This is a genomic window from Burkholderia sp. BCC1996 (assembly GCF_905339955.1).
GTDB lineage: Bacteria > Pseudomonadota > Gammaproteobacteria > Burkholderiales > Burkholderiaceae > Burkholderia.
Map to the genome: position 1 here is coordinate 12,822 of NZ_CAJPHM010000011.1, position 19,866 is coordinate 32,687.

The following is a 19,866-nucleotide window of genomic DNA, read 5'->3' on the forward strand; positions in this document are numbered from 1 at the left end:
CGGGGCGGCGCACCGAGGCGCCGCGCCGGTCGACAGGAGCCTGCGATGACAGAAGAACAAGATTTGGCCGCGCTCAGCTTCAAGGCTGCCGCGCACGACCTCGAACTGATCGTTCGCCATATAGCCGGGCGCTACATCCGTCAGCGCGTCCCGCTGTCGTGGCGCCTGCTGCACGCGATCGAAGCCGAGGCGCTCGCCGATCTCGGCTTTGCCAGCCGGCACGAGGCCGGCATGCGTCAACTGTTCGAACGGCCGTCGGACATGACCTTTCCCGAAACGGACGATCCGATCGACTTCGGCCGATCGAACGCGCTGCCCGCCGTGTTCTCGTTCGCGGTCCTCGCGTATGAAGCCGCGGCCAAATCGCAGGAAGCGGCGCCCCGCGAGCGCGTTCACCGCCCGTCGAAGGCGTGGGGCGACTGACGTCAGGCCCGAGCGTCCGTCACGGTGGGCGGCTCCCGCATCCTGCTGTCCGCGACGTTGCGGAAAGGGCTACCATATACGCAACTAACGGAATAAATGACATGTCCCTTCCCACGCCCTCCGACACCCCGGCACGCCCGGAAGAAAAGGATCTGTTCGACCGCGGCGCGTCCGACTGGATCATCTCGCCCGAAGCCGCGTTCGACGCGTGGCTTGCCATGCAGGACTACCGCCGTTCGTCGGCCGACGTCTACCGCGCGCAATGGGGCGCCTTTCTTGCGTGGCTGCGTGCAAACCAGAAAAACCTGGCCACCGTCGATACCGCAACGATCGCGAACTTCGTCGGCGAGCTTCCGATCCGGAAAACACAGAGAATGCGTTATTTGCGGCTGATCGAACGCGTGCTCGACCACATCCGGCGCACCGAGTTCGCGTCCACCAACCCGGCCCGCTTCATTGCTCAGGATGGCGAAGCGAACTGGCGTCAGGCACGCGACAACGAGCCAACCGGTTTCCTGACGCCGGCCGAACGCGCAAAGTTGCTGGCCTACCTGTTTTCGCCGATCGGCGTGTCGGGCTCCGCATACTGGAAAGAGCGGCGCGACCGCGCGCTCGTCGCCGCGTTTCTCGGCGCCGGCGTGAAGACCGGCGAAGCACGCGTGCTCACGATTAGTTGCATCAATACGAGCGGAACGTCGCTGCAGATCCCGTCGACGCATCCCGATTTCGCGCGCGAAACCCATCTGGCGTCGTTCGCGATCGCGTTGCTCGAAGCATGGCTCGTGGAGCGCAAGCGCCAGGAGATTCCCGGCGAGCTCGTGTTTCCCGCATCGCATGCCGGGCGGCCGATGCACAAGGCGACGATGCTGCGCGCGATCGACGCGATCGTCGAATCCGCGGGGCTGACGTCGTCGCGCACCGCGCGCGCGAGTCCGCAAACGCTGCGCAATACCTATGCGGCCGAGCTGTTCGAACACGACGTACCGCCCGAGCGGGTCGGTAAATGGCTCGGCTTCGTGCGGCCGATCTCGTCGAACCGGCTGCACCGCGCGTGGAAAAACTGGCGTGACGATCTCGCGAATGGTGACGCTTCCGACCAGGACGAAACTCACTGATGACGAACCGGCTGCTCACGCGACGTGATCCGTGAGCAGCCTTGTGTGGCGTAGCCTCACCGTTTCGCAGCTCCCGAAAAACCTCACCTCACGCGTCCCGAATCACCTCACCTGTGCGATCGCTGTGCCGACCGGCGCGTCAATCGCGTGCAAAGCGTGCGATCGCTTCGAATCGTGAAGGCCAGGGCCCCGACGCATGTTCGCATTCGGGGCACGATACTTCGAACCCGTCGTCGCCGTGCGACAACTCCGGTTCGCCGTCGCAATGCGGGCACTGGGTCGGCACCGGAATTTCATGGTCCAGTGACGTCCCGATCGCGGAAAACGCATCGGCATCCAGCTGACCGGCATCGGCCAGGCGCCGGATCAGCGCGGAAATCTCGGGGTTCATCCCGCGGCTCGCGCGCAGCGTATTCACCTCGCGCGTCGCACGCTCCAACTCGTCGCCCTGGCTGCGAAGCTGTTCCTCGAGCCGGTCCGCGCGGGCCTTGGTCGAACTCAGTTGCTGAAGGAAATCGAATTCCTTGCGTTGCACGTCGCGCAAACCGCTCTGGTAGGTCGACGCCATGCTGCGCAGCGAGTCCAGCTCGACCAGCATCGGTTTGACGCGGCGCTCGGCTTCGGCCACCGCATCCTTGATCTGCTGCGCATAGTGTTCGGTGCGCTGCTGCAATTCGGCTTGCAGCGTGTCGATACGGTCGCGCAGCGCCGCGTTCTGCGTCTGTTCGGCATCGACGCGGCCGGCCATGGCGGCCAGTTCCTTTTCGAGTCGGGCGACTGTGGTGAGCAGCGTCGCCTCGTTTGCCGAACCGTGCGTCGATTGCGAGGCTAGTTGCACCTCGAGCTCGGTCACACGCGCCTGCAGCTGCTCGTTGCGGGCTTCGCTGCGCGTCAGCGCGCCCTCGAGGGTTTCCTGGCGAACCGTGGCGTCGCGCAGCCGCTGTTCCGCATCGGTCACGCCGGCGCGGATTTGCTCGCGGTCGACATCGAGACTTTCCCTGGCCGCTTTCAACGCCTCTTCATATAGCGCGCCGAGCAATGCGCCGGCCTTTTCCTCGACCGCTTTCGGAATCGCCGCACCGTCGAGCCGAACCTTCGACGCGGCACGGATCCGTTCCCAGAAATGATCGATGTCCTTCGGAATGTCGCTGGCACTGCCGGTCTGGGTCAGATCGCGGACATTGGCGGCCGACGGCCGGATGCCGAGATCGAAAAACAGGCGCTTGCAGGCATGCAGCGACAACTCCTGGCGGCGCGCGCCGCTCGCGCGTAGCGATTCGAGTTCTTCCCGGATGGCTTCACGTATTTCATCCAGCGTCATGGCAGGACTCACAGACATTGAAATGTTGTGATCATAACGGAATACGTATTTTTTGATACCTGTTTTTGTCGGCCGCGGTGAATTTGCGTCGCTGTGCACAGAAATCGGCGCTGTGAGCCGATCTGGATGAGCCAGCGTCCCGATTCCGTGAAACAAAGCGAAGAAAGCGAGCCAAGTACTTGTGCTGAAAGCGTTTTTTAGCAAGCCCCGAAAAAGGGCATTTGTTTCACATGATGGGCGTCACGCTCACTGTCGGTGTTCAGGGGTTGGGGTCTCTGTGGAAAACTCGACGACCGATGTCTTGAGAGTATTAGAAGTAAACACCCTTGAACCCTTAGTTAAAAACGTTAACGCCACGGCACAGCCTTATGTAGCAAGGCTTTCCGGCCGACAAGGTGAAGTTTTACGGGAACCAAGGTGATCTTCTGCGGGAGCTGAAGTGATGGGGTTCGGGGATCTGCGTGAGCCGATGCAGGAAAGGTCGTGAGCGGATTCGGGATCACAGTGAAATGCGAGATTTCCCAAAGGTGAGGCTTTTCGGGGCTGCACAGCCATGGAACCCGCGCTGTGCCTGAGCGCACAGTTTTCTGCCTGTGCAGACATAGGTGAGAATTTGCGGGACCTTACTCGCGCCCCTATTCTGCCCATCTTTTGGGCAGTTTTCATGAAAGGTGAGGCTTCACGGGACTCCACAGGGATTTGCTGTGAGGATTTCCGGGAAACGATGGTCATTTTGCACAGCAAAAGTGCCCTGTGGGGCCTGTGAAGCCTGAAAGGTGAGGCTTTTCGGGAGCGAAATCCGGGTTTTCCTGCCCGGATCCCGTTGAGGTGAGCTTTTTCGGGACACCGATCTCAGGCTGCCGTTTGCCTGATAGGTGAGCCTTTTCGGGAGCGCCATTTGCTCGAAAGTAGGGCAAAGGTGAGGCTTTTCGGGACCCATAACGGGGCGAATTCGCTGAAAAGCCCGCCGGGACTGGCAGAAATCTGATTTTTGCTGTGCCACTTTTTGGCACAGGTGAGAGTTTTCAGGAGTCGATACACAGCTGCCGCCGACGTTCGCCTGCCGCAAAGGTGAGGCTTTTCGGGGGCGATCGCCGGACACAGCGGAACGCCTGCTGCACATAAGTATCGGACGGCATTGACATTTTTGATACCGCGGCGGTTACGGTGAGGTTTTTCGGGAGCCGTATCCGCATCCGTTGGAGCGCCGCTTTTTTCAATAAGGTGAGGCTTTTCGGGAGGTCCTGGCTGGCGATCCCGCGTGTGCCGGGGACTCGTCTGGATCCGGCGCACAGAATTCGGAGCCGTTGAGGTGAGAATTTTCGGGACCGAACGGTTTCTGTGCGCTGTACAATGCGCGCCCGGGCCCGTGAATCGGCTTCGATGGCGTCGCCCCGCATCCTTTTTGGCGCGGTTTCCGGGTCCCTGGCGTGGTTGCGGTCGCCCCGGTCAGCCGCGCCTGTACATGCATACAGGCCGGTGCGGGCCTGTCCACTCGATGTCGCGACGTCCAGTGGCGACCCTGTGACGAGGACCCGGAAGCGCAGTCGCAAAATTACGACAAATCGAAAGGTGAGCCGATACGGGAGCAAGTTTCGCACGTGTCGAGCACAGGCAAAAATCTGTGAATCCGCGCATCCCGCGACACGTCTGGACGAGTCCGAAACGCTGTAAATCCGGACCGGTGAGGGTTTTCGGGAGAGGGTTGGGGTGAGTGCCGTTTCACACGCGCACTTCACCCGCTATGGTGAGCATGTCGTTCTGGACGCACATCACCACAGGCGCTATCCTTCCGTGAAACTTCTCCTCCGACCCGACGCATGGCCACGAAGCGCGCCAAGAAAACCGATGTGGATGTGGTGAGTGCCAGTTCAGCCGAATTGCGTAAGGCCGTCGAGGCGATCGCAATTCAGCCGAAGAGCGGCAAGATCACGCTCCTGACCCGCAAGCTGTTCAACGTCCTGCTCGCCGTCGCGCAGCAGGCCGACGACTCGGGCGATACGTATCGCGCGCTGCTGTCGGATATCGTCGCCAACTCCGCCTTCGATTCGAACGACACCGCGCTGGTGAAGGAACACCTGCGCCGCATGGTCTCGGTCCAGGTCGAATGGAGCACGGGGACGTCGAGCCAGAAGCCGGGCCGCAAGTGGGGGATCTCGACGCTGATCGCCGATGCCGAAATTCTCGAGGATCCGGCTACCCGCCGCGTGTGGGTCGAATTCTCGTTCGCACCTAAGATCAAGAAGAAGTTGCTCGACCCGGTCCAGTACGCGCGTCTGAGCCTGCAGTTCCAGAGCCAGCTGCGCAGCAGCGCCGGTCTCGCGCTCTACGAGATCTGCGTGCGCTACCTGACGAACCCGAGCCACCTGACGATGCGCGAGCCGTGGGAATGGTGGCGGCCGATCCTGTCGGGCACGCCCGATACGGAAGCCGGCGACGAGGCGAAGCGCGAGTACAAGTACTTCAAGCGCGACTACCTGCGTCCGGCGATCGCCGAGGTCAATGCGGTCACCAACATCTTCGTCGAACTGATCGAACATCGCGAAGGGCGCCGGGTCGCGGAGATCCAGTTCCGCGTGACCGAGCGCAAGCAGCCGATGCTCGCGCTCGACGAGCATCCGAACGTGTTCGACAGCACGCTGGTCGACCGGATGGTGAAGCTCGGGATTCCGCTCAAGGAAGCGCAGACGCTCTACGCGGACAGCGAGGAAAACCGGATTCGCGCCGCGCTGCAGATGACCGAGCAACGGATGCGCAGCACGACGCTGCCGCCGGTGCGCAGCGCGCCCGCGTTGTTCAAGGATGCGCTGAAGAAGGGTTATGCGCCGCCGGTCGAGTCCGTCGACGCGCTGCCGTCGGGCACGCCTGCCGCGAAGGTCGTCGCGGCGCAGCCGGACGATCTGAAGGCGCGTCTGTTGAGCGAATTCGCGGCGTTCCGCCGCAAGGAAGCGAAGGTGCTGTACGAGGAGCAGGGCGACGCGGAGCGCGAAGTGGCGCGCGAGTCGTTCGAGTCGGAAGTGCTGCCGACGATGGGCTCGCACCTGCGTGACGACTGGCGCAAGCGCGGCCTCGATTCGAAGCTGGCCGAGACGGCGTTTTTCGACTGGCTGGCCCAGAAGACCTGGGGCGAGCCGACCGACGGCGACCTGCTGTCATTCACCCTGAATCAATCGCGGGCCGCCTGAGGCCTGTTCAGGCCCCTCTGACGGGCCGCCGCCGGCCGCCCGCCCAACCGGCGGGCCCGGCGCATCGCCAGGCCCTGCCGGCCGTTTCCATCAGTCCGACAACAGCATCCGCTCGAGCTGCTCGAGGATCGCGTCGCGCTTGTCCTTCGGGAGGCCGCGCAGGCGCAGTTCGATGCGGTCTTCGCCATACGACTTCAGGTCGCCGACCGACTTGCCGCCGAGCTTGATCTCGAGACGCTGCGCATAGCGCTGGCGGCCCGCCGGCTTCGGCGTTTCCTGCGCCGCGACGCGGCCCTTGACGATGTCCGACACCTGACGCGTGCTGAGATCGTCGGACACGATCTTGTTGATCAGCCGCAGCGTCGCCTCGGTGCCGCGCGCGTTGTGATAACGGCCGACCTGATACGCCATGTTCGAACCGAAACGATCGGGACGCGCGACCATCTCCTGCATCACGCTTTCCGGCAGCTTGCCGATCGACAGCGCGACCGCGACCGTCGACTCGTCGAGGCCGAGATGCTCGGACAGTTCCTTCTGACTCAGGAAGTGCTTGTCGTCGAGGAAGCGGCGCCATACGACGGCGTTGTCGAACACCGTCTGCGAATCGCGTTGCACGTTCAGGTCGTAGCCGAGCTTGTAGCTCTGGATCCCGATCGGCACGTCGATCACGATCGCCTTTACCGACTCCTTGTTCGCTTCCTTCAGCGCGCGCACGCGGCGGCCGCCGTCGCTGACGAAATACGAGCCCGGATTGTCGTAGTCCGGAATCACGTGGATCGCCTGCTGCTGCCCCTGCTTCGCGAGGTTGACCGCGAGTTCGGCAATCGACGACTTCAGATAGAAGTGCCGCGGGTTGAACGGGCTATGCTTGATCGCCTTCAACGGCAGTTCGATTACCTGGCCGGGCGCATAGCGGTTCTCGAGGCGCCACGCGCGATATTGCGGCGACTCGTCGATCGACGGATCGAGCAGGACGTCCGGAGACGGTGGCGGCGTGATGTCCTTCTTGGCGGACTTCGTCGGGGCCGGCGTGGCCGTCTCGGATTTGACGATGCCGTCGATGGCATTCAGCCGATCAAGCGCCGTGCGCTTCTCGCTCGTCGTGATATCCGGGCGCGCTTGGAATCCTTTTGCAAATTGGGAGGGTTTCATGTGACTCCTTTATGCGCATAAAGTCAGGGCAGCATGGCGACGATTTCGTCGGCACATGCGCGAATTTCCGCGGCGGCCAGCTTGGCGCCGCGATCGTTCATCTGCAGCACGGTCTGACCGAGCGCCATTGCCTGCTTATACGCTTCCCGGGTCGGGATTTGCGTCTTCAGCAACGGGAAGCCGAGCTCCTCGAGCGCACGCTTGAGCTCGCGGGTCAGCATGCGCTTCTCTTCGGTCTTGTTCAGCAGGAAGACGGCACGGAGGTCTTCGTTCATCACCTGCGCCTGCTGGATCAGCTTCACCAGCCCGACGCTCGACCAGTAATCGGCTGGCGACGACGAAGTCGGGATCACGGCGATCGATGCGGCCAGCAGCACGACGCCGGAGACTTTCTCGGTGATCGACGGCGGGCAATCGACGACGATGATGTCGTAGTCGTTGATGAACTTCTTGATCTCGCGATGGATCTGGCCGCCGGCTTCGGCGAGATTGACGACCGGGAACGGGATGCCGGCGTCGCTGTCACCGGATGCGCTCGACCAGTGAATCAGTGTGTTTTGACCGTCGGCGTCGATGACGAGGACGCGCTTCCCTTTCTCATGGAATGCCGCGCCGAGGTGCATGGCAATCGTGCTTTTGCCGACGCCACCTTTTTGTTGAGTGACTGCAATGATTTCCGCGGCCAATTTTCACTCCTGTTTTTGGTCGTTGGAATTCTACAGGACGATATTTATATTTCAATGAAATTGTCGTTTGCCAACTACGCGTTAGCCATTCGGGCTATCGGTTTATGCGCATAAACGAATGGGGACGCTGGCTGACTGGAGCGGATGGCGGTGAGATTGCTGCGGTGGATGATGAGCCGATGGATCGTCGTGACGACAGGCGTTTCTGCCCGTCGTTCGAGAAGCTGATCGGCGCAATGTGTTGGCGCCTGCCCTGTCGATAGCCGAACGCGCGGGGCCTTGGTGACGGAGGAGTTTGTGCGCATAAACTTCGGCGGTGCAGGAGAGCATCTGCGAGTCGGCGTCCTCGCTTGAGCACGGGCCTGGATGACGAACGCGGCGCGACTCAGGCCGGCACGATACTCGCGCCGTGTGCCGTGTGCCGTGTGCCGTGCGCCGTGCGCCGTGCGCCGTGCGCCGTGCGCCGTGCGCCGTGCGCCGTGCGCCGTGCGCCGTGCGCCGTGCGCCGTGCGCCGTGCGCAGCGTGCAGCGTGCAGCGTGCAGCGTGCAGCGTGCAGTGGTGAAGCGGTGAAGCGGTGAAGCGGTGAAGCGGTGAAGCGGTGAAGCGGTGAAGCGGTGAAGCGGTGAAGCGGTGGCCGCCCCAAGCGTTTATGCGCATAAACCATTGAGAGGCTCGGCAGCGATCGGCGGCCCCACGTCGGCAAGCGCGCATTAATACGTCCCGCGACAATGCCCCGGACGGACGCGATCGCGTATCGCCCCGCTGATCGTTCGAGGCATCGAAGTGTCCGGCCCAGTCGCGATATCAGTGGACCTCCCCACCTCGCGAAGCGACAGCTTTATGCGCATAAACCCGGCGACGGATAAAACCAAAACCGTACGGTGGCCCTCGCGTGAGAACCTGCAACACGCCGTAGCGGTGAGTCGTCGTTCATCGGCGCTCGCCACCGCAGACGTCCTTGGCGATTGCCCATACAACGCACTTTATGCGCATAAAGGCATCACGCGCTCTGCGCGCTCGTCGGCTCGAACGATTCCTCCCCGCACGCCGCACCGTACTCCAACTCCCCTTTCGCCCGCGCGCCGGTCCCCGCCGAAACGCACGCAACCAGACTGGCTACAATACGTGCCTTTCCTATCCAGGTCCGAATGATGATCACGATCTACCACAACCCCCGCTGCTCAAAGTCCCGCGAGACGCTCGCACTGGTCGAGACGTTGAACACCGCCGGCACGCAGGTGAATGTCGTCGAGTATCTGAAGACGCCGCCGACGGTCGAGGAACTGGAAGCGTTGCATCGTCAGCTCGGGCGCCCGGTGCGCGACATGCTTCGCGACGGCGAAGAGCCGTACAAGACGCTGGATCTGGCCCGTGCGAGCCTGACCGACGCGGAGGCCTATGAAGCGATTGCGGCTCATCCGATTCTGCTGCAGCGTCCGATCGTCGTGTATCGAGGCAAGGCGGCCATCGGCCGTCCGCCCGAGTCGGTGCGCGCGCTGTTCGAATAATTGTTGTTCGGCGTATTTTTCTTATCGCATGATCCCGGCGCGAGCGCGCCGGGAATAAGCGGCTGAATTCGCGAGCCGCAATCGACCACCGTGGCTACGCTGCCGATGGTCATCAAATGAACCGCTCGTAGCAGAAATCACAAGGCAGCAACTCAGCCCTGCCCGTCGCCCGACGACTCATCCCGATCGCCACCCGCTTCATCCCCCGTCCCCCGCCCCGCCGCCGCATGCGCTGCCGTCCGCAGCAGCGCGATCTGCCCGCGATACACTCGGCATCCGCTGCAAGTCGGCAGATGCACATGCACCTGCATGCGCTCATGAAGCGTCAAGGACCGGTCGAGCGCATCCGACAGCAGTCGCGTCACGTCCCTACATTTCCCCGGCAGCATCTTCGGTCGTCATTCCTTTTTCGCTGAGGCAGGTGCGCAGGCGCGTGCGCGCCCGATACAGCAACACGCTGCAATGATTCGTCGTCAACGTCAGTTCGCTGCAGATGTCGGCAATCTCGACGTCGAGGAATTCGCGCATCATGAACACGCGTCCGATGTGTTCCGGCAAGTGGTCGAGGCAGACCTGGAACAGCATCCAGAACTGCTGTTGCTGCAATAGCGTTTCGGGCCGCGGCCACGGCCGCGGCTTCGTGTGCGGCGCCCAATGCCCGTTTTCCTTGAAGAGTTCGCGATCGAGCGCGGATTCGCCGTCGAGTTCCGCATCGAGCGCGGACAGGCTCACCGTCCGCTGCCGCGCGCGCAGGATGTCGATCAGCTTGTTGCGCAGGATGCCGAAGACCCAGGTCTTGTGGGCGGACCGTCCCGCGAACTCGCCCGCGTGCGACCACGCGGCGGTCAGCGCTTCCTGCACGGCATCCTCGGCCGCATCGGCATCGCGGAGCTGGAGTCGCGCGAAGCGCAGCAGGTCGCGCCGCAGTTGCGCGAGATAGGCAGGGTCGTCGTACGCGGACAGCATGGCAGGTCGGGAGCCTTACGAAGCGAAAGCGCTCGCGTGCGCGCCACCGGGCGGGCGCATCGCGGTGTGCGAGCAGCTTACTGGGCGAGACGCTGCGCTGCAACGCATGTTCCGTCGCGAATTCACGAAGCCGGCCGGCGCGCTGCGCTATGCTTGCCGAAGCCTGGCGTCGCGCGTCGCGAAATCGCGACGCGGGCGGTCTGTAACATCAGACCATAACGGTCAAGTTATCCACAATTTCTGTGGAAAACCTTGTGGAAAGTCAGCCGGTCGGCCCCGTGGGACGGCTCGCGGGCTGGCTTGCCTATAAACAGACCTTTGTCGCCTGCCCAGAATCAATCGACCCGATTCCTTACTCACCGGAAGGAGAAAGCCATGTCCTATCGTGTTGCAGTCGTCGTCGGCAGCCTGCGTCGCGGTTCCTGGAACCGCGCGCTCGCGCAAGCCGTGATCTCGCTCGCCCCCGCCGATTTCTCGTTCGAATTCGTCGAGATCGGCGAACTGCCGCTCTACAGCCAGGACTACGACGCGGACTTTCCGGAAGTCGCGAAGCGCTTCAAGCAGTCGATCGAGGCGGCCGACGCGCTGCTGTTCGTGACGCCCGAGTACAACCGCTCGATCCCGGGCGTGCTGAAGAACGCGCTCGACTGGGGCTCGCGCCCGTGGGGGCACAACTCGTGGTCCGGCAAGCCGGGTGCGGTGCTCGGCACGTCGCCGGGTGCGACCGGCACCGCGCTCGCGCAGCAGCACCTGCGCAACGTGCTTGCGTATCTCGACGTGAAGACGCTCGGCCAGCCGGAAATGTTCATCAAGCACGACCCGGCGCGTATCGACGACGAGGGCCAGATCGTCAGCGAAGACACCCGCAAGTTCCTGCAGGGTTTCGTCGACCGCTACGTCGACTGGGTGCGCGTGCTGAAGGCGGCCTGATCGCCGTCTCCTTGCCGCCGCCGGCACCGGCCCGCATGCCGCGGGTCAGGCGCCGGCGTGCCGTGCGTCGCGCGCTTCCCGGATGCCGAGCAGGATCTCGTCGAGCAGCGCGATGTCGAACGGCTTCGACAGCACGCGCACGTCGACGGTACGCGTGCGGTCGAGTTCCTCCGCGTAACCCGTGACGAGGATCACGGGCAGCTTCCCCGGCCGCTTGTCGATCGCTTCGGCGAGATCGATGCCGTTCAGGCGACCCGGCATGTGGATATCCGAGATCACCAGGTCGAATGCGTCGTTCGCGGCCGCGCCTTCGATCAGGCGCAGTGCGTCGTCGGCGGTGGGCGCATAGGTGACGCGGTGCCCGAGCAGCGTGAGCAGCGCCTCGGTGCCGGCCGCGACTTCGCTGTTGTCCTCGACCAGCAGCACGTGCAGGCCGGCAAGCCCGCCCGCGTCGTGCACGGTGGCCTGCGGTCGCGCGACGATGTCCTCGACGCGTGCGCGCGGCAGGTACAGGCGCACCGACGTCCCGGCGCCGACCGCGCTGTCGATCGTCGCGAGTCCGCCCGAGCGCTCGCAGAACGCGAACACCTGCGGCAGCCCGAGCCCCGTTCCCATCCCCTGCGCCTTCGTCGTGAAGAGCGGCTCGAACGCGCGCGCGAGCACGTCGGGCGGCATGCCCGAGCCCGTATCGTCGAGCGAGATCTGCACGAAGTCGCCGGTCAGCGGAAAGCCGTCCTCGCGGCGCAGCGTCACGTTGCGCGCGCCGACCGTGAAGCGGCCGCCGACCGTCATCGCATCGCGCGCGTTGACGGCGAGATTGATCACCGCGAGCTCGAGCTCCGCGACATCGACCCGGATCGGCCATACGCCGGGCTCGATCGCGATGACCAGCAGCGATTTCGAACCGAGCGACGTCTTCAGCAGTTCGCGGCACGTGCCGAGCCATTGACCGACGTCGATCGTCTCGCTGTGCAGCGGCTGCTTGCGCGCGACGCCGAGCAGCTGGCGCGTGAGCGACTGGCCGTTCTTCAGCGCGCGTTCGATCGCGCCGAGTTCCTTGTCGAGATGCTGGACGCCGCGTCGCCGCGCGATCTGCACGTTGCTGGAGATGATCATCAGCAGGTTGTTGAAGTCGTGCGCGACGCTGCCGACCAGGTTGCCGAGCGCCTGCATCTTGCGCGACTGCCGGTACGCGGATTCGATCGAGCGTCGCATCGACGCTTCGGCCTGCCAGCGGTCCCAGGCCTCCTCTTCCGCCTTCAGCCGCTTCAGCGACAGCCAGATCACCGACCACAGCGCGATCGACGGCGCGAACATCGAGATGAACAGCACGCTCAGGTGTTCGTACCATTCACGCCAGATCGCCGACGTGCGGTACGCGCAGGTCACGTACACGGGGTAGCTGCCGACCTGGCGGTACGCGACGATCTCGCTGCTGGCGCCGTCGTGGCGCACCCGCACGACGCCCGCGCGCGGATCGCTTTGCGCGTTGCCGAAGGTGGCCGTGAGATCGGTGTGCGCGAGCGACGGCGGCGGCGGATACGACGCGATCACCGCGCCGTCGGAACGCGCGAGCGCCATCGTCATCGGGGTGGCCGCGCCGCCGAGCAGGTCGCGGTAGAACGCGTTGAAATACGACGACTTCAGCGCGATCGACACCATGCCGGCGAACGAACCGTCGCTATGGCGTCGCGCGACGCCCGTGTTGAACACGGGGATGTTCTCGAGCTTGAGCGGCCCCATCATCAGCTTCGAGATGTGTTCGATCACCCGGCCGTCGCGGATGCCGGCGAAGTCGTCGCGGTTCGCGATCGACGCATAGGGCGCCGGATAGTAGAGGCTGTTGGCGAGCAGCATCCCGCTCGCACCGAAGATCGACACCGCGGCCACCTGCGGATAGCCGCCGCCGATCGTATTCAGCGCTTCGTGGATGTCGGATTCGTGGCGGCGCACGGTGGCGTCGTCCATGTCCTGCACGAGGTCGACGATGCGCGCATCGAGCGTCTCGCTCAGGTCGAACACCTTGAGCGCATGTTCCTCGGCGACGCGCACGGTGCGCATCGTCACGTCGCTCGCCGCGGCTTCGCGGGCCTTCAGGTCGTTGTACGCCATGACCGACACGTAGATGCACGGCAGCACGATCGCCGCGACCAGCAGCACGATCAGCGTCACGCGCCGGACCGCGAAATCGTGCTCGGGCGCGCCGGACGCATAGTTGCCGTCGTCCTGCCAGTCGTCGGCGGGCGGTGCGGTGTGCGTGCGGGAGTCGGCGGGACGTTCGGACGTCATCGAAGAAAGCGGGTGAAGCGGAGGTGTTCCATCATAAACGAGTTGCGCACGTGCGCCGTACCGCCGCACCGATGTGCAACCTGGTGATTCCGACAGGGGCACGGTGAAAGTTTGAAAACGCTATGAATCCGGCAGCGCAAACGTACACAAAGAAAAATTTTGCGTGCTTATCTCGAAAATGGTCGCGGCTGTTTTCAGAATGCAGGGCGAATGAAGCGATTTTGTTCGAAATGGTGAAAATGGCGAGTTGCACCGCCTTCGGTTTACTCAGAGAATCGCGCCTTGCTTTCCCCATGACAGATATATGCGCCCGCCGGCGTTTGCGGCGCGGTGTGTCGCGTGCCTGGCGCCGCGGCGCCCGCGCGCGGCCGCACGGCGGTGGCCGCGCTTGATCGCATGGCGCCTAAAGAAGCGCGCCGCGCGGTCGTTAACGCGAGAGAGACCATTCCGTATACCGCTTCGCCGCCATGCCTTTGCCGATCGTGATCGCCGACGACTCCTTGCTCGCTCGCAAACTTCTGACAAAGGCACTCCCGGGGGACTGGGACGTCGACGTCGCGTATGCGGCGAATGGTCGTGAGGCCCTGGCGCTCTATCGTGACGGCAAGGCTTCCGTGATGTTTCTGGACCTGACGATGCCCGACATGAACGGCTATCAGGTGCTCGAGACACTGCGCCACGAAGATCTGAACACGTTCGTGATCGTGGTATCCGCCGATATCCAGCCGCAGGCGCAAGCACGCGTGCGCGAGTTGGGCGCGATCGCATTCGTTGCCAAGCCCGTGACGTCGGAGGCGTTGCTGCCCATTCTCAAGGAGTATGGGTTGTATGCCTGAATCGGTGTTCACGGCGGAGCAACGCGACGCGTTGCAGGAAATCGCCAACCTCGCGATGGGCCGTGCCGCCGCACGGCTCGCGCTGCTGCTCGGGCACTTCATCGAGCTGTCGGTACCGCGCGTGCGCGTCGTGAAGGCCGCCGATGCGGGCGACGCGCTGCGCGAGATGACGGGCATCCACGAGAACGTGACGGCCGTGCGCCAGGGATTCCGTTCCGACATCAAGGGCGAGGCGATCGTGCTGTGCCGCAGCGCGGGCGTCGCGCGGCTCATGTCGCTGATGGAGCGCACGTTCGGCGACGGCGTGTATGCGGGCATGGCCACGCAGGACGAACTCGTGTTCGATGTCTCGAACGTGCTGATGAGCGCATGCGTCGCGTCGATCCTCGACGAGCTCGGCCGCAAGCCCGTGTTTTTCCCGCCGGGGCTGCTCGGCGCGAACGTGTCGTTCGACGACGTGTTCCAGCCGACCGCGCTCGCCTGGAGCGTCGCGCTGCTGCTCGAAGTGAACTTCGGTCTCGAGGATCACGCGTTCCGCGCACATTTCGTGATGCTGATGGCCGAGGACTCGATCCGGCTGATGGGCGACGCGCTCGACGCGTTGCTGTCCGCGCTATGAACGCGACCCCCGCCGCCACTGCCGCGTCGCTGAGCGACCTCGTGATCGAACGGGTGGGCTTCGGCCTGTTCGTGCTCGACCGCGCGATGACCGTGCTGATGTGGAATCGCTTCATGCAGGACCACAGCGGCATCCCGGCCGCCCACGTGATCGGTCGCAACCTGTTCGACTGCTTTCCGGCGCTGCCGCGCGCGTGGCTCGAGCGCAAGCTCGAGAGCGTGTTCCAGCTCGGCAGCTTCGCGTTCAGCTCCTGGGAGCAGCGGCCCTACCTGTTTCGCTTCGAGCACGACCGGCCGATCACGGGCGGCGTCGACTACATGCAGCAGGATTGCACATTCATGCCGCTCACGCGCGGCCGGGAAGTCGAGGCCGTGTGCGTGACGATCTCGGACGTCACGCACGTGAGCGTGATGCAGCGCGAGCGCGAGGAGGCGGTCGCGAAACTGCGCGAGCATGCGAATCTCGACGGCCTCACCGGCATCGCGAACCGGCGCTTCTTCGAGGCGCGGCTCAGTGACGAGTTCGCGCGCTGGCAACGCTACGGCGGCGACCTGTCGGTGCTGCTGTTCGACCTCGACCACTTCAAGACGATCAACGACCGGTTCGGGCATGCGGCCGGCGATGCGGTATTGCGCGAGACGGCGCGCCGCGTCGCGTCGATCGTGCGCGCGCAGGATACGTTCGGCCGCTTCGGCGGCGAGGAATTCGCGCTGCTGCTGCCGTGCACGAATCTCGACGAAGCGATGCGGGTAGCGGACAAGGTGCGCCACGCGATCGGCAGCACGCCGGTCGACGCGGAAGGCGTCAGCGTGCCGGTGACGGCGAGCGTCGGCGGCGCGTGCGCGACGGCCGGCGCGCTGGCGTGCGACGTGCTCGTGAACGAGGCCGACACCGCGCTCTATCGCGCGAAGCGGCTCGGGCGCGACCGGTCGATCGCGTACGCGTAAGCGCGGCGCGGCCGCAGCGCGGTTACGTGCGGCGTACCGCACACCGCACACCGCACACCGCGCGTGCCGCGCCCCCGTCAGCTTTTCGCGATATCCGCCAGCACGCCGGCCAGCACGGCCGGCTGCGACACGAACGGCGAATGGCTGCTGTCGAGCTGGTGCACGTGCGTCGGATTGCCGGGCACGAACGCGTCGGCTTCGTCGATGAAGCGCTGCTGCAGCGCGGGCAGGATCACGCGATCGGCCAGGCACTTGATGTAATGACGATCGATCGCGCCCCAGCGCGCGGCGGTCGTCGGGATCGCGGTCGCGAACGGCGCGGCCGGCACGTCGCAGGTCATCAGGTTCACCACCGCCTCGAAGTCGGCCTGCGGCACGTCGTCATACAGTGCGCGCTTCACGAGCGCGCGATACGCGGCATCGCCGCTGTGCGCATCGATCCGCAGCGCGCCCGCGACGCGCGGGCTCGCGAGCATCAGCGGGCCCAGCATTTCGCCCTTGTTCTCGGGCGCGCGCACGTAGTCGAGGCCCGGCACGCCCGACGCGGGCATGAACGCCGCGAGATAGACGATCTTCGCGATCTTCTCCGGCGCACGCTCCGCCGCGGCGGTGATCGCGAGGCCGCCCATGCTGTGCCCGACGAGCACGACCTTGCCGCGGCCGAGCGCGTACGCGTCGTCGACGGCCTGCATCACCTGCGTCGCGTAATCGTCGAGCGTGGTGTTCGCGACCGGCGACGGCTCGGCGCCGAAGGCGTCCTTGTCGAGCGGCCGTTCGAGATAGGATGCGGGAAAGCGGGCGTTGATGCCGTGCGCAGGCAGGTCGCGCGCGATCGACAGGTAGCCGCGCGCGGCCAGCGCGGCCGCGACGTGCGCGTAGCACCACGCACCGTGCCACGCGCCGTGCACCAGCACGAAAACGGGATGGTCGGATGGCGCGGTGGCGGTTACGTTCGTCTCCATGGTGTCCGTGTGTTTTTTCGAGAAAGATGTTCATCTTAGACGAAGCCGCGTGGACGAAGCTGCGCGCCCCGGCATGAACGCACGGCCCGAGCGTGCACGGGCTCGCACCGGCTGTCGGGATGCGGCGCTTTTGTCTCGTACAGGCCACATTTCGTCTCGATCTGATTTGAATTTGCGCCGAAGCGCGCTAATTTGACGCTTTGCTCCCGATTGCGCCCCATGAACGTCGATTACCTCTTCTACCGGCGGCCGGACAAACCCGGCCCCTATTCCCTCGACGACCTGGGCGAGACCGCGCCGCCGATCGGCCCGAGCGACATGGTGCGCGCGGGGATCGCGCGTGTGTTCGAGCAGATCGACTGGCAGGAATCGCCCGACGTGCCGGGCGCGTGGTTCGGCACCGGCGGCCCGTCGTTCCAGTTCACGGCGGAGCCCGACGGGCGCGTGACGAGCTTCATGGGCTCGCGGCTCGAACGCCGCTCGATGCTGCAGCTGACCCGCGAAATGGGGCTCATCGCGCTCGACCTGCAGCGCGACATCGTCTACGGCTGACGAGCGGCGCGGTGCCGCTCCCCGCCGCGGCCGGCCATGCCGGCCCGCCAGGCCCCGCGCGGCCCGCCGGGCGCGGCGCGTGTCCGCCATCGAACGTCAAAGATTGCTATACTTTCGCCCAATTCCGGCTTCCGGCCGGTAATTTGTGCCTGTCTGCGTCGATCGTTCGCATATCTCGCACGCATTTGACGCCCTGACCAACCCAGCCGGGCATGGCTTCTTCAATCGCCCCGCGTGGGTGTCTCCGTGGAGCTCGTCTTGGCCGTTTCCAATCTCGTCGTGGACGAACAAGAAACCGACGCCGCTGCCGTCACATCGGGCAGTTCTTTCTATCTGGCGATGCGCATCCTGCCGGCGGTGCAGCGCGATGCGATGTTCCAGGTCTACGCATTCTGCCGTGCGGTCGACGACATCGCCGACAGCGACCTGCCGCGCGCCGAGCGCAACGCGGGCCTCGATCGCTGGCGCGCGGACATCGACGCGTGCTTCGCCGGCCAGCCGCCGCGCCATCTGGTCGCGCTCGAGCGCGAGATCCGCGCGTTCGACCTGAAGCGCGAGGACTTCCACGCGATGATCGACGGGATGGCGATGGACGCTGCCGAGGACATCTGCGCGCCGGACGAACCGACGCTCGACCTGTTCTGCGATCGCGTGGCGAGCGCGGCCGGCCGGCTGTCGGTGAGGATTTTCGGGATCCCGGAGGCGGCAGGCATCAAGCTGTCGCACCACCTCGGCCGCGCGCTGCAGCTGACGAACATCCTGCGCGACATCGACGACGACGCGGCGATCAACCGCTGCTACCTGCCGCGCGAGCTGCTCGCACGCGAAGGCATCGCGATCACCGATCCGGCGACGATCGTGCGCGACCCGGCGCTGCCGCGCGTGTGCGCGACGCTCGTCGAGCGCGCGCTCGAGCACTTCCGCGAAGCGGACGCCGTGATGGATACGTGCACGCGTGCGCAGGTGAAGGCGCCGCGCATCATGTCGGGCGCGTATCGCTGCATCCTGGAAGCCGCGATCGCGCGCGGCTTCGCCGCCCCGCGCGCGCCGCTGCGCAAGCCGAAGGCGCGCATGCTGATGATCGCCGCGCGCTACGCGCTGTTCTGAGCCGATGCCCAGAACCGTCCACGTGATCGGTGCAGGACTCGCGGGCCTGTCGGCCGCCGTCGAGCTGCAACGCCGCGGGCGGCGCATCGTGCTGCACGACGCGCATGCGCACGCGGGCGGCCGCTGCCGCTCGTGGTTCGACGGCGTGCTGAACACGACGCTGGACAGCGGGCTGCATCAGGTTTTCGCGGGGCAATCCGCGACCCAGCGCTACCTGCGCGCGATCGGCGCGGCCGATCGGCTCACGGGGCCCGCGCTGCCTGAATGTCCGGTGGTCGACGTCGCGTCGCAGCAGCGCTGGACGCTGCGTTTCGGCAACGGGCGCTGGCCGTCGTGGCTGTTCGACGCCGCATCGCGCGCGCCGGGCACCACGCCGCTCGATTATCTTGCGCTGGCCTCGCTCGCGTTCGCGCGCACCGGCCGCTCACTCGCACAGACGATGCGCTGCGACGGCGTGCTGTGGGACCGTTGGCTGCGGCCGTATTTCCTCGGGGTTCTGAACGTCGAGCCGCGCCACGCGAGCGCCGAACTCGCGCGCGCGGCGCTGTGCGGCACGTTTGCCGCGGGCGGCCCCGGATGGCGCCCGCTCGTCGCGCGCCACGGGCTCGGCAGCGCATTCGTCGAACCGGCGCTGCGGATGCTGCAGCACGGCGGCGCGCAGATCCGGCTGAATTCGCGGCTCGATGCGTTCGAATTCGGCGCGCACGGCAACGCGGTCGATGCGGTCGCGATCGGCGGCGAGCGCGTCGATCTCGCACCGGGCGACGCGGTCGTGCTGGCCGTGCCGCCCGAGGTCGCGCAGCCGCTCGTCCCGGATCTCACCGCGCCCGACACGTTCAGTGCGGTCGTGACCGCGTATTTCGCGGTCGATACACCGGCCGACGGCCCGCTGCAGACGACCGTCGTCAACGGCGTCGTCGACGCGGTGCGCACCGGCGGCGGTCCGCTCGCGGCGACCATCCGCGACGCGGGCCGCTGGCTCGACATGCCGCGCGATGCGCTCGCGCGGCGCATCTGGGAAGACGTCGCGCGCGTGACCGGCGCGAACCCGGAAACCATGCCCGCGTGGCAGCTCGTGGTCGAGCCGCGCGCGGGGTTTGCGGCGGTGCCGTCGCAGGAAATGAAACGTCCGGCCGTGCGTACGCGCTGGACCAATCTCGTGCTGGCGGGCGACTGGATTGCCACCGGCTTGCCCGCCACGATCGAGGGCGCGATCCGTTCCGGCCAGCTGGCCGCGGACGTGCTCCAGACACAGTAAGCAACAGAG

The 19,866-nt window shown here is 65.3% G+C and carries 18 protein-coding genes; 11 read left to right on the forward strand and 7 right to left on the reverse strand.

Annotated elements, in window-relative coordinates; all coding sequences use genetic code 11:
• Positions 1-45: 45 nt before the first annotated feature.
• Together U4Z64_RS17560 and U4Z64_RS17565 are read left to right on the forward strand one after the other, a co-directional pair.
• Entirely contained in the window at positions 46-423 is a 378-nt protein-coding gene (locus tag U4Z64_RS17560) for a DUF2471 family protein (protein WP_124485970.1), read from the forward strand.
• A 101-nt stretch (positions 424-524) separates the two neighbouring features.
• Positions 525-1,538: a tyrosine-type recombinase/integrase gene (locus U4Z64_RS17565; protein ID WP_124485971.1), complete on the forward strand. Its 1,014-nt coding sequence runs from the start codon at positions 525-527 to the stop codon at positions 1,536-1,538.
• 139 nt (positions 1,539-1,677) lie between these two features.
• Here U4Z64_RS17565 and U4Z64_RS17570 read toward each other — a convergent pair whose 3' ends face one another.
• Positions 1,678-2,859 (reverse strand): DNA-binding protein, encoded by a 1,182-nt coding sequence (locus tag U4Z64_RS17570; protein WP_044848759.1) that lies wholly within the window; start codon positions 2,857-2,859, stop codon positions 1,678-1,680.
• A 1,820-nt stretch (positions 2,860-4,679) separates the two neighbouring features.
• Here U4Z64_RS17570 and U4Z64_RS17575 point away from each other — a divergent pair.
• A complete protein-coding gene (locus tag U4Z64_RS17575) occupies positions 4,680-6,044 on the forward strand; it encodes a replication initiation protein (protein WP_057925458.1) in 1,365 nt (454 codons plus the stop codon).
• 90 nt (positions 6,045-6,134) lie between these two features.
• On the opposite strand, the gene U4Z64_RS17580 is transcribed toward U4Z64_RS17575, so the two are convergent.
• Both U4Z64_RS17580 and parA read right to left on the reverse strand, forming a co-directional pair.
• Positions 6,135-7,196, reverse strand: a complete 1,062-nt coding sequence (locus tag U4Z64_RS17580) for a ParB/RepB/Spo0J family partition protein (protein WP_044848761.1) — start codon at positions 7,194-7,196, stop codon at positions 6,135-6,137.
• 23 nt (positions 7,197-7,219) lie between these two features.
• Positions 7,220-7,882 (reverse strand): ParA family partition ATPase, encoded by a 663-nt coding sequence (gene parA / locus U4Z64_RS17585; RefSeq protein ID WP_006751663.1) that lies wholly within the window; start codon positions 7,880-7,882, stop codon positions 7,220-7,222.
• Positions 7,883-9,034: 1,152 nt separating this feature from the next.
• Between parA and arsC the strand changes: the two genes are divergently transcribed.
• Complete coding sequence (arsC, locus tag U4Z64_RS17590) at positions 9,035-9,391, forward strand: arsenate reductase (glutaredoxin) (RefSeq protein ID WP_044848770.1); 357 nt, start codon at positions 9,035-9,037, stop codon at positions 9,389-9,391.
• A 152-nt stretch (positions 9,392-9,543) separates the two neighbouring features.
• On the opposite strand, the gene U4Z64_RS17595 is transcribed toward arsC, so the two are convergent.
• On the reverse strand, positions 9,544-9,780 hold the full coding sequence (locus U4Z64_RS17595) for a zf-HC2 domain-containing protein (protein WP_124666278.1): 237 nt from the start codon (positions 9,778-9,780) through the stop codon (positions 9,544-9,546).
• The gene (locus U4Z64_RS17600) at positions 9,761-10,357 is read right to left on the reverse strand and encodes an RNA polymerase factor sigma-70 (protein ID WP_257772826.1); all 597 of its coding nucleotides are present in this window, start codon (positions 10,355-10,357) and stop codon (positions 9,761-9,763) included. The genes U4Z64_RS17595 and U4Z64_RS17600 overlap by 20 nt, the downstream gene beginning before the upstream one ends.
• Before the next feature lie 375 nt (positions 10,358-10,732).
• On the opposite strand from U4Z64_RS17600, the gene U4Z64_RS17605 reads away from it, so the two are divergent.
• Positions 10,733-11,287 carry an NADPH-dependent FMN reductase gene (locus U4Z64_RS17605; RefSeq protein ID WP_044848764.1) on the forward strand — a complete coding sequence of 185 codons (555 nt, stop codon included), beginning with the start codon at positions 10,733-10,735 and terminating at the stop codon, positions 11,285-11,287.
• A gap of 45 nt (positions 11,288-11,332) precedes the next feature.
• Here the strand turns inward: U4Z64_RS17605 and U4Z64_RS17610 are convergent, their stop codons facing one another.
• Complete coding sequence (locus U4Z64_RS17610; protein ID WP_321809964.1) at positions 11,333-13,576, reverse strand: hybrid sensor histidine kinase/response regulator; 2,244 nt, start codon at positions 13,574-13,576, stop codon at positions 11,333-11,335.
• A 467-nt stretch (positions 13,577-14,043) separates the two neighbouring features.
• Here U4Z64_RS17610 and U4Z64_RS17615 point away from each other — a divergent pair, with 467 nt between their 5' ends.
• Genes U4Z64_RS17615 through U4Z64_RS17625 form a run of 3 tightly spaced genes read left to right on the forward strand, consistent with a single transcriptional unit; the run spans position 14,044 to position 15,978 of the window.
• Positions 14,044-14,412, forward strand: coding sequence for a response regulator (locus U4Z64_RS17615; protein WP_040138947.1), 369 nt, complete (start codon positions 14,044-14,046; stop codon positions 14,410-14,412).
• Complete coding sequence (locus tag U4Z64_RS17620; RefSeq protein WP_044848767.1) at positions 14,405-15,031, forward strand: chemotaxis protein CheC; 627 nt, start codon at positions 14,405-14,407, stop codon at positions 15,029-15,031. The genes U4Z64_RS17615 and U4Z64_RS17620 overlap by 8 nt, the downstream gene beginning before the upstream one ends.
• Positions 15,028-15,978 (forward strand): diguanylate cyclase, encoded by a 951-nt coding sequence (locus U4Z64_RS17625; protein ID WP_321809963.1) that lies wholly within the window; start codon positions 15,028-15,030, stop codon positions 15,976-15,978. Before U4Z64_RS17620 ends, U4Z64_RS17625 begins: the two co-directional genes overlap by 4 nt.
• Positions 15,979-16,055: 77 nt before the next feature.
• Here U4Z64_RS17625 and U4Z64_RS17630 read toward each other — a convergent pair whose 3' ends face one another.
• Positions 16,056-16,940 carry an alpha/beta fold hydrolase gene (locus tag U4Z64_RS17630; protein ID WP_321809962.1) on the reverse strand — a complete coding sequence of 295 codons (885 nt, stop codon included), beginning with the start codon at positions 16,938-16,940 and terminating at the stop codon, positions 16,056-16,058.
• A 219-nt stretch (positions 16,941-17,159) separates the two neighbouring features.
• Between U4Z64_RS17630 and U4Z64_RS17635 the strand changes: the two genes are divergently transcribed.
• The 3 genes from U4Z64_RS17635 (at position 17,160) to hpnE (ending at position 19,857) form a co-directional block, all read left to right on the forward strand.
• A complete protein-coding gene (locus U4Z64_RS17635; protein ID WP_044848863.1) occupies positions 17,160-17,492 on the forward strand; it encodes a hypothetical protein in 333 nt (110 codons plus the stop codon).
• Between the two features lie 258 nt (positions 17,493-17,750).
• Positions 17,751-18,599 (forward strand): presqualene diphosphate synthase HpnD, encoded by an 849-nt coding sequence (gene hpnD / locus U4Z64_RS17640; RefSeq protein WP_044848864.1) that lies wholly within the window; start codon positions 17,751-17,753, stop codon positions 18,597-18,599.
• Between the two features lie 4 nt (positions 18,600-18,603).
• Complete coding sequence (gene hpnE / locus U4Z64_RS17645; RefSeq protein WP_044848865.1) at positions 18,604-19,857, forward strand: hydroxysqualene dehydroxylase HpnE; 1,254 nt, start codon at positions 18,604-18,606, stop codon at positions 19,855-19,857.
• Positions 19,858-19,866 lie beyond the last annotated feature (9 nt).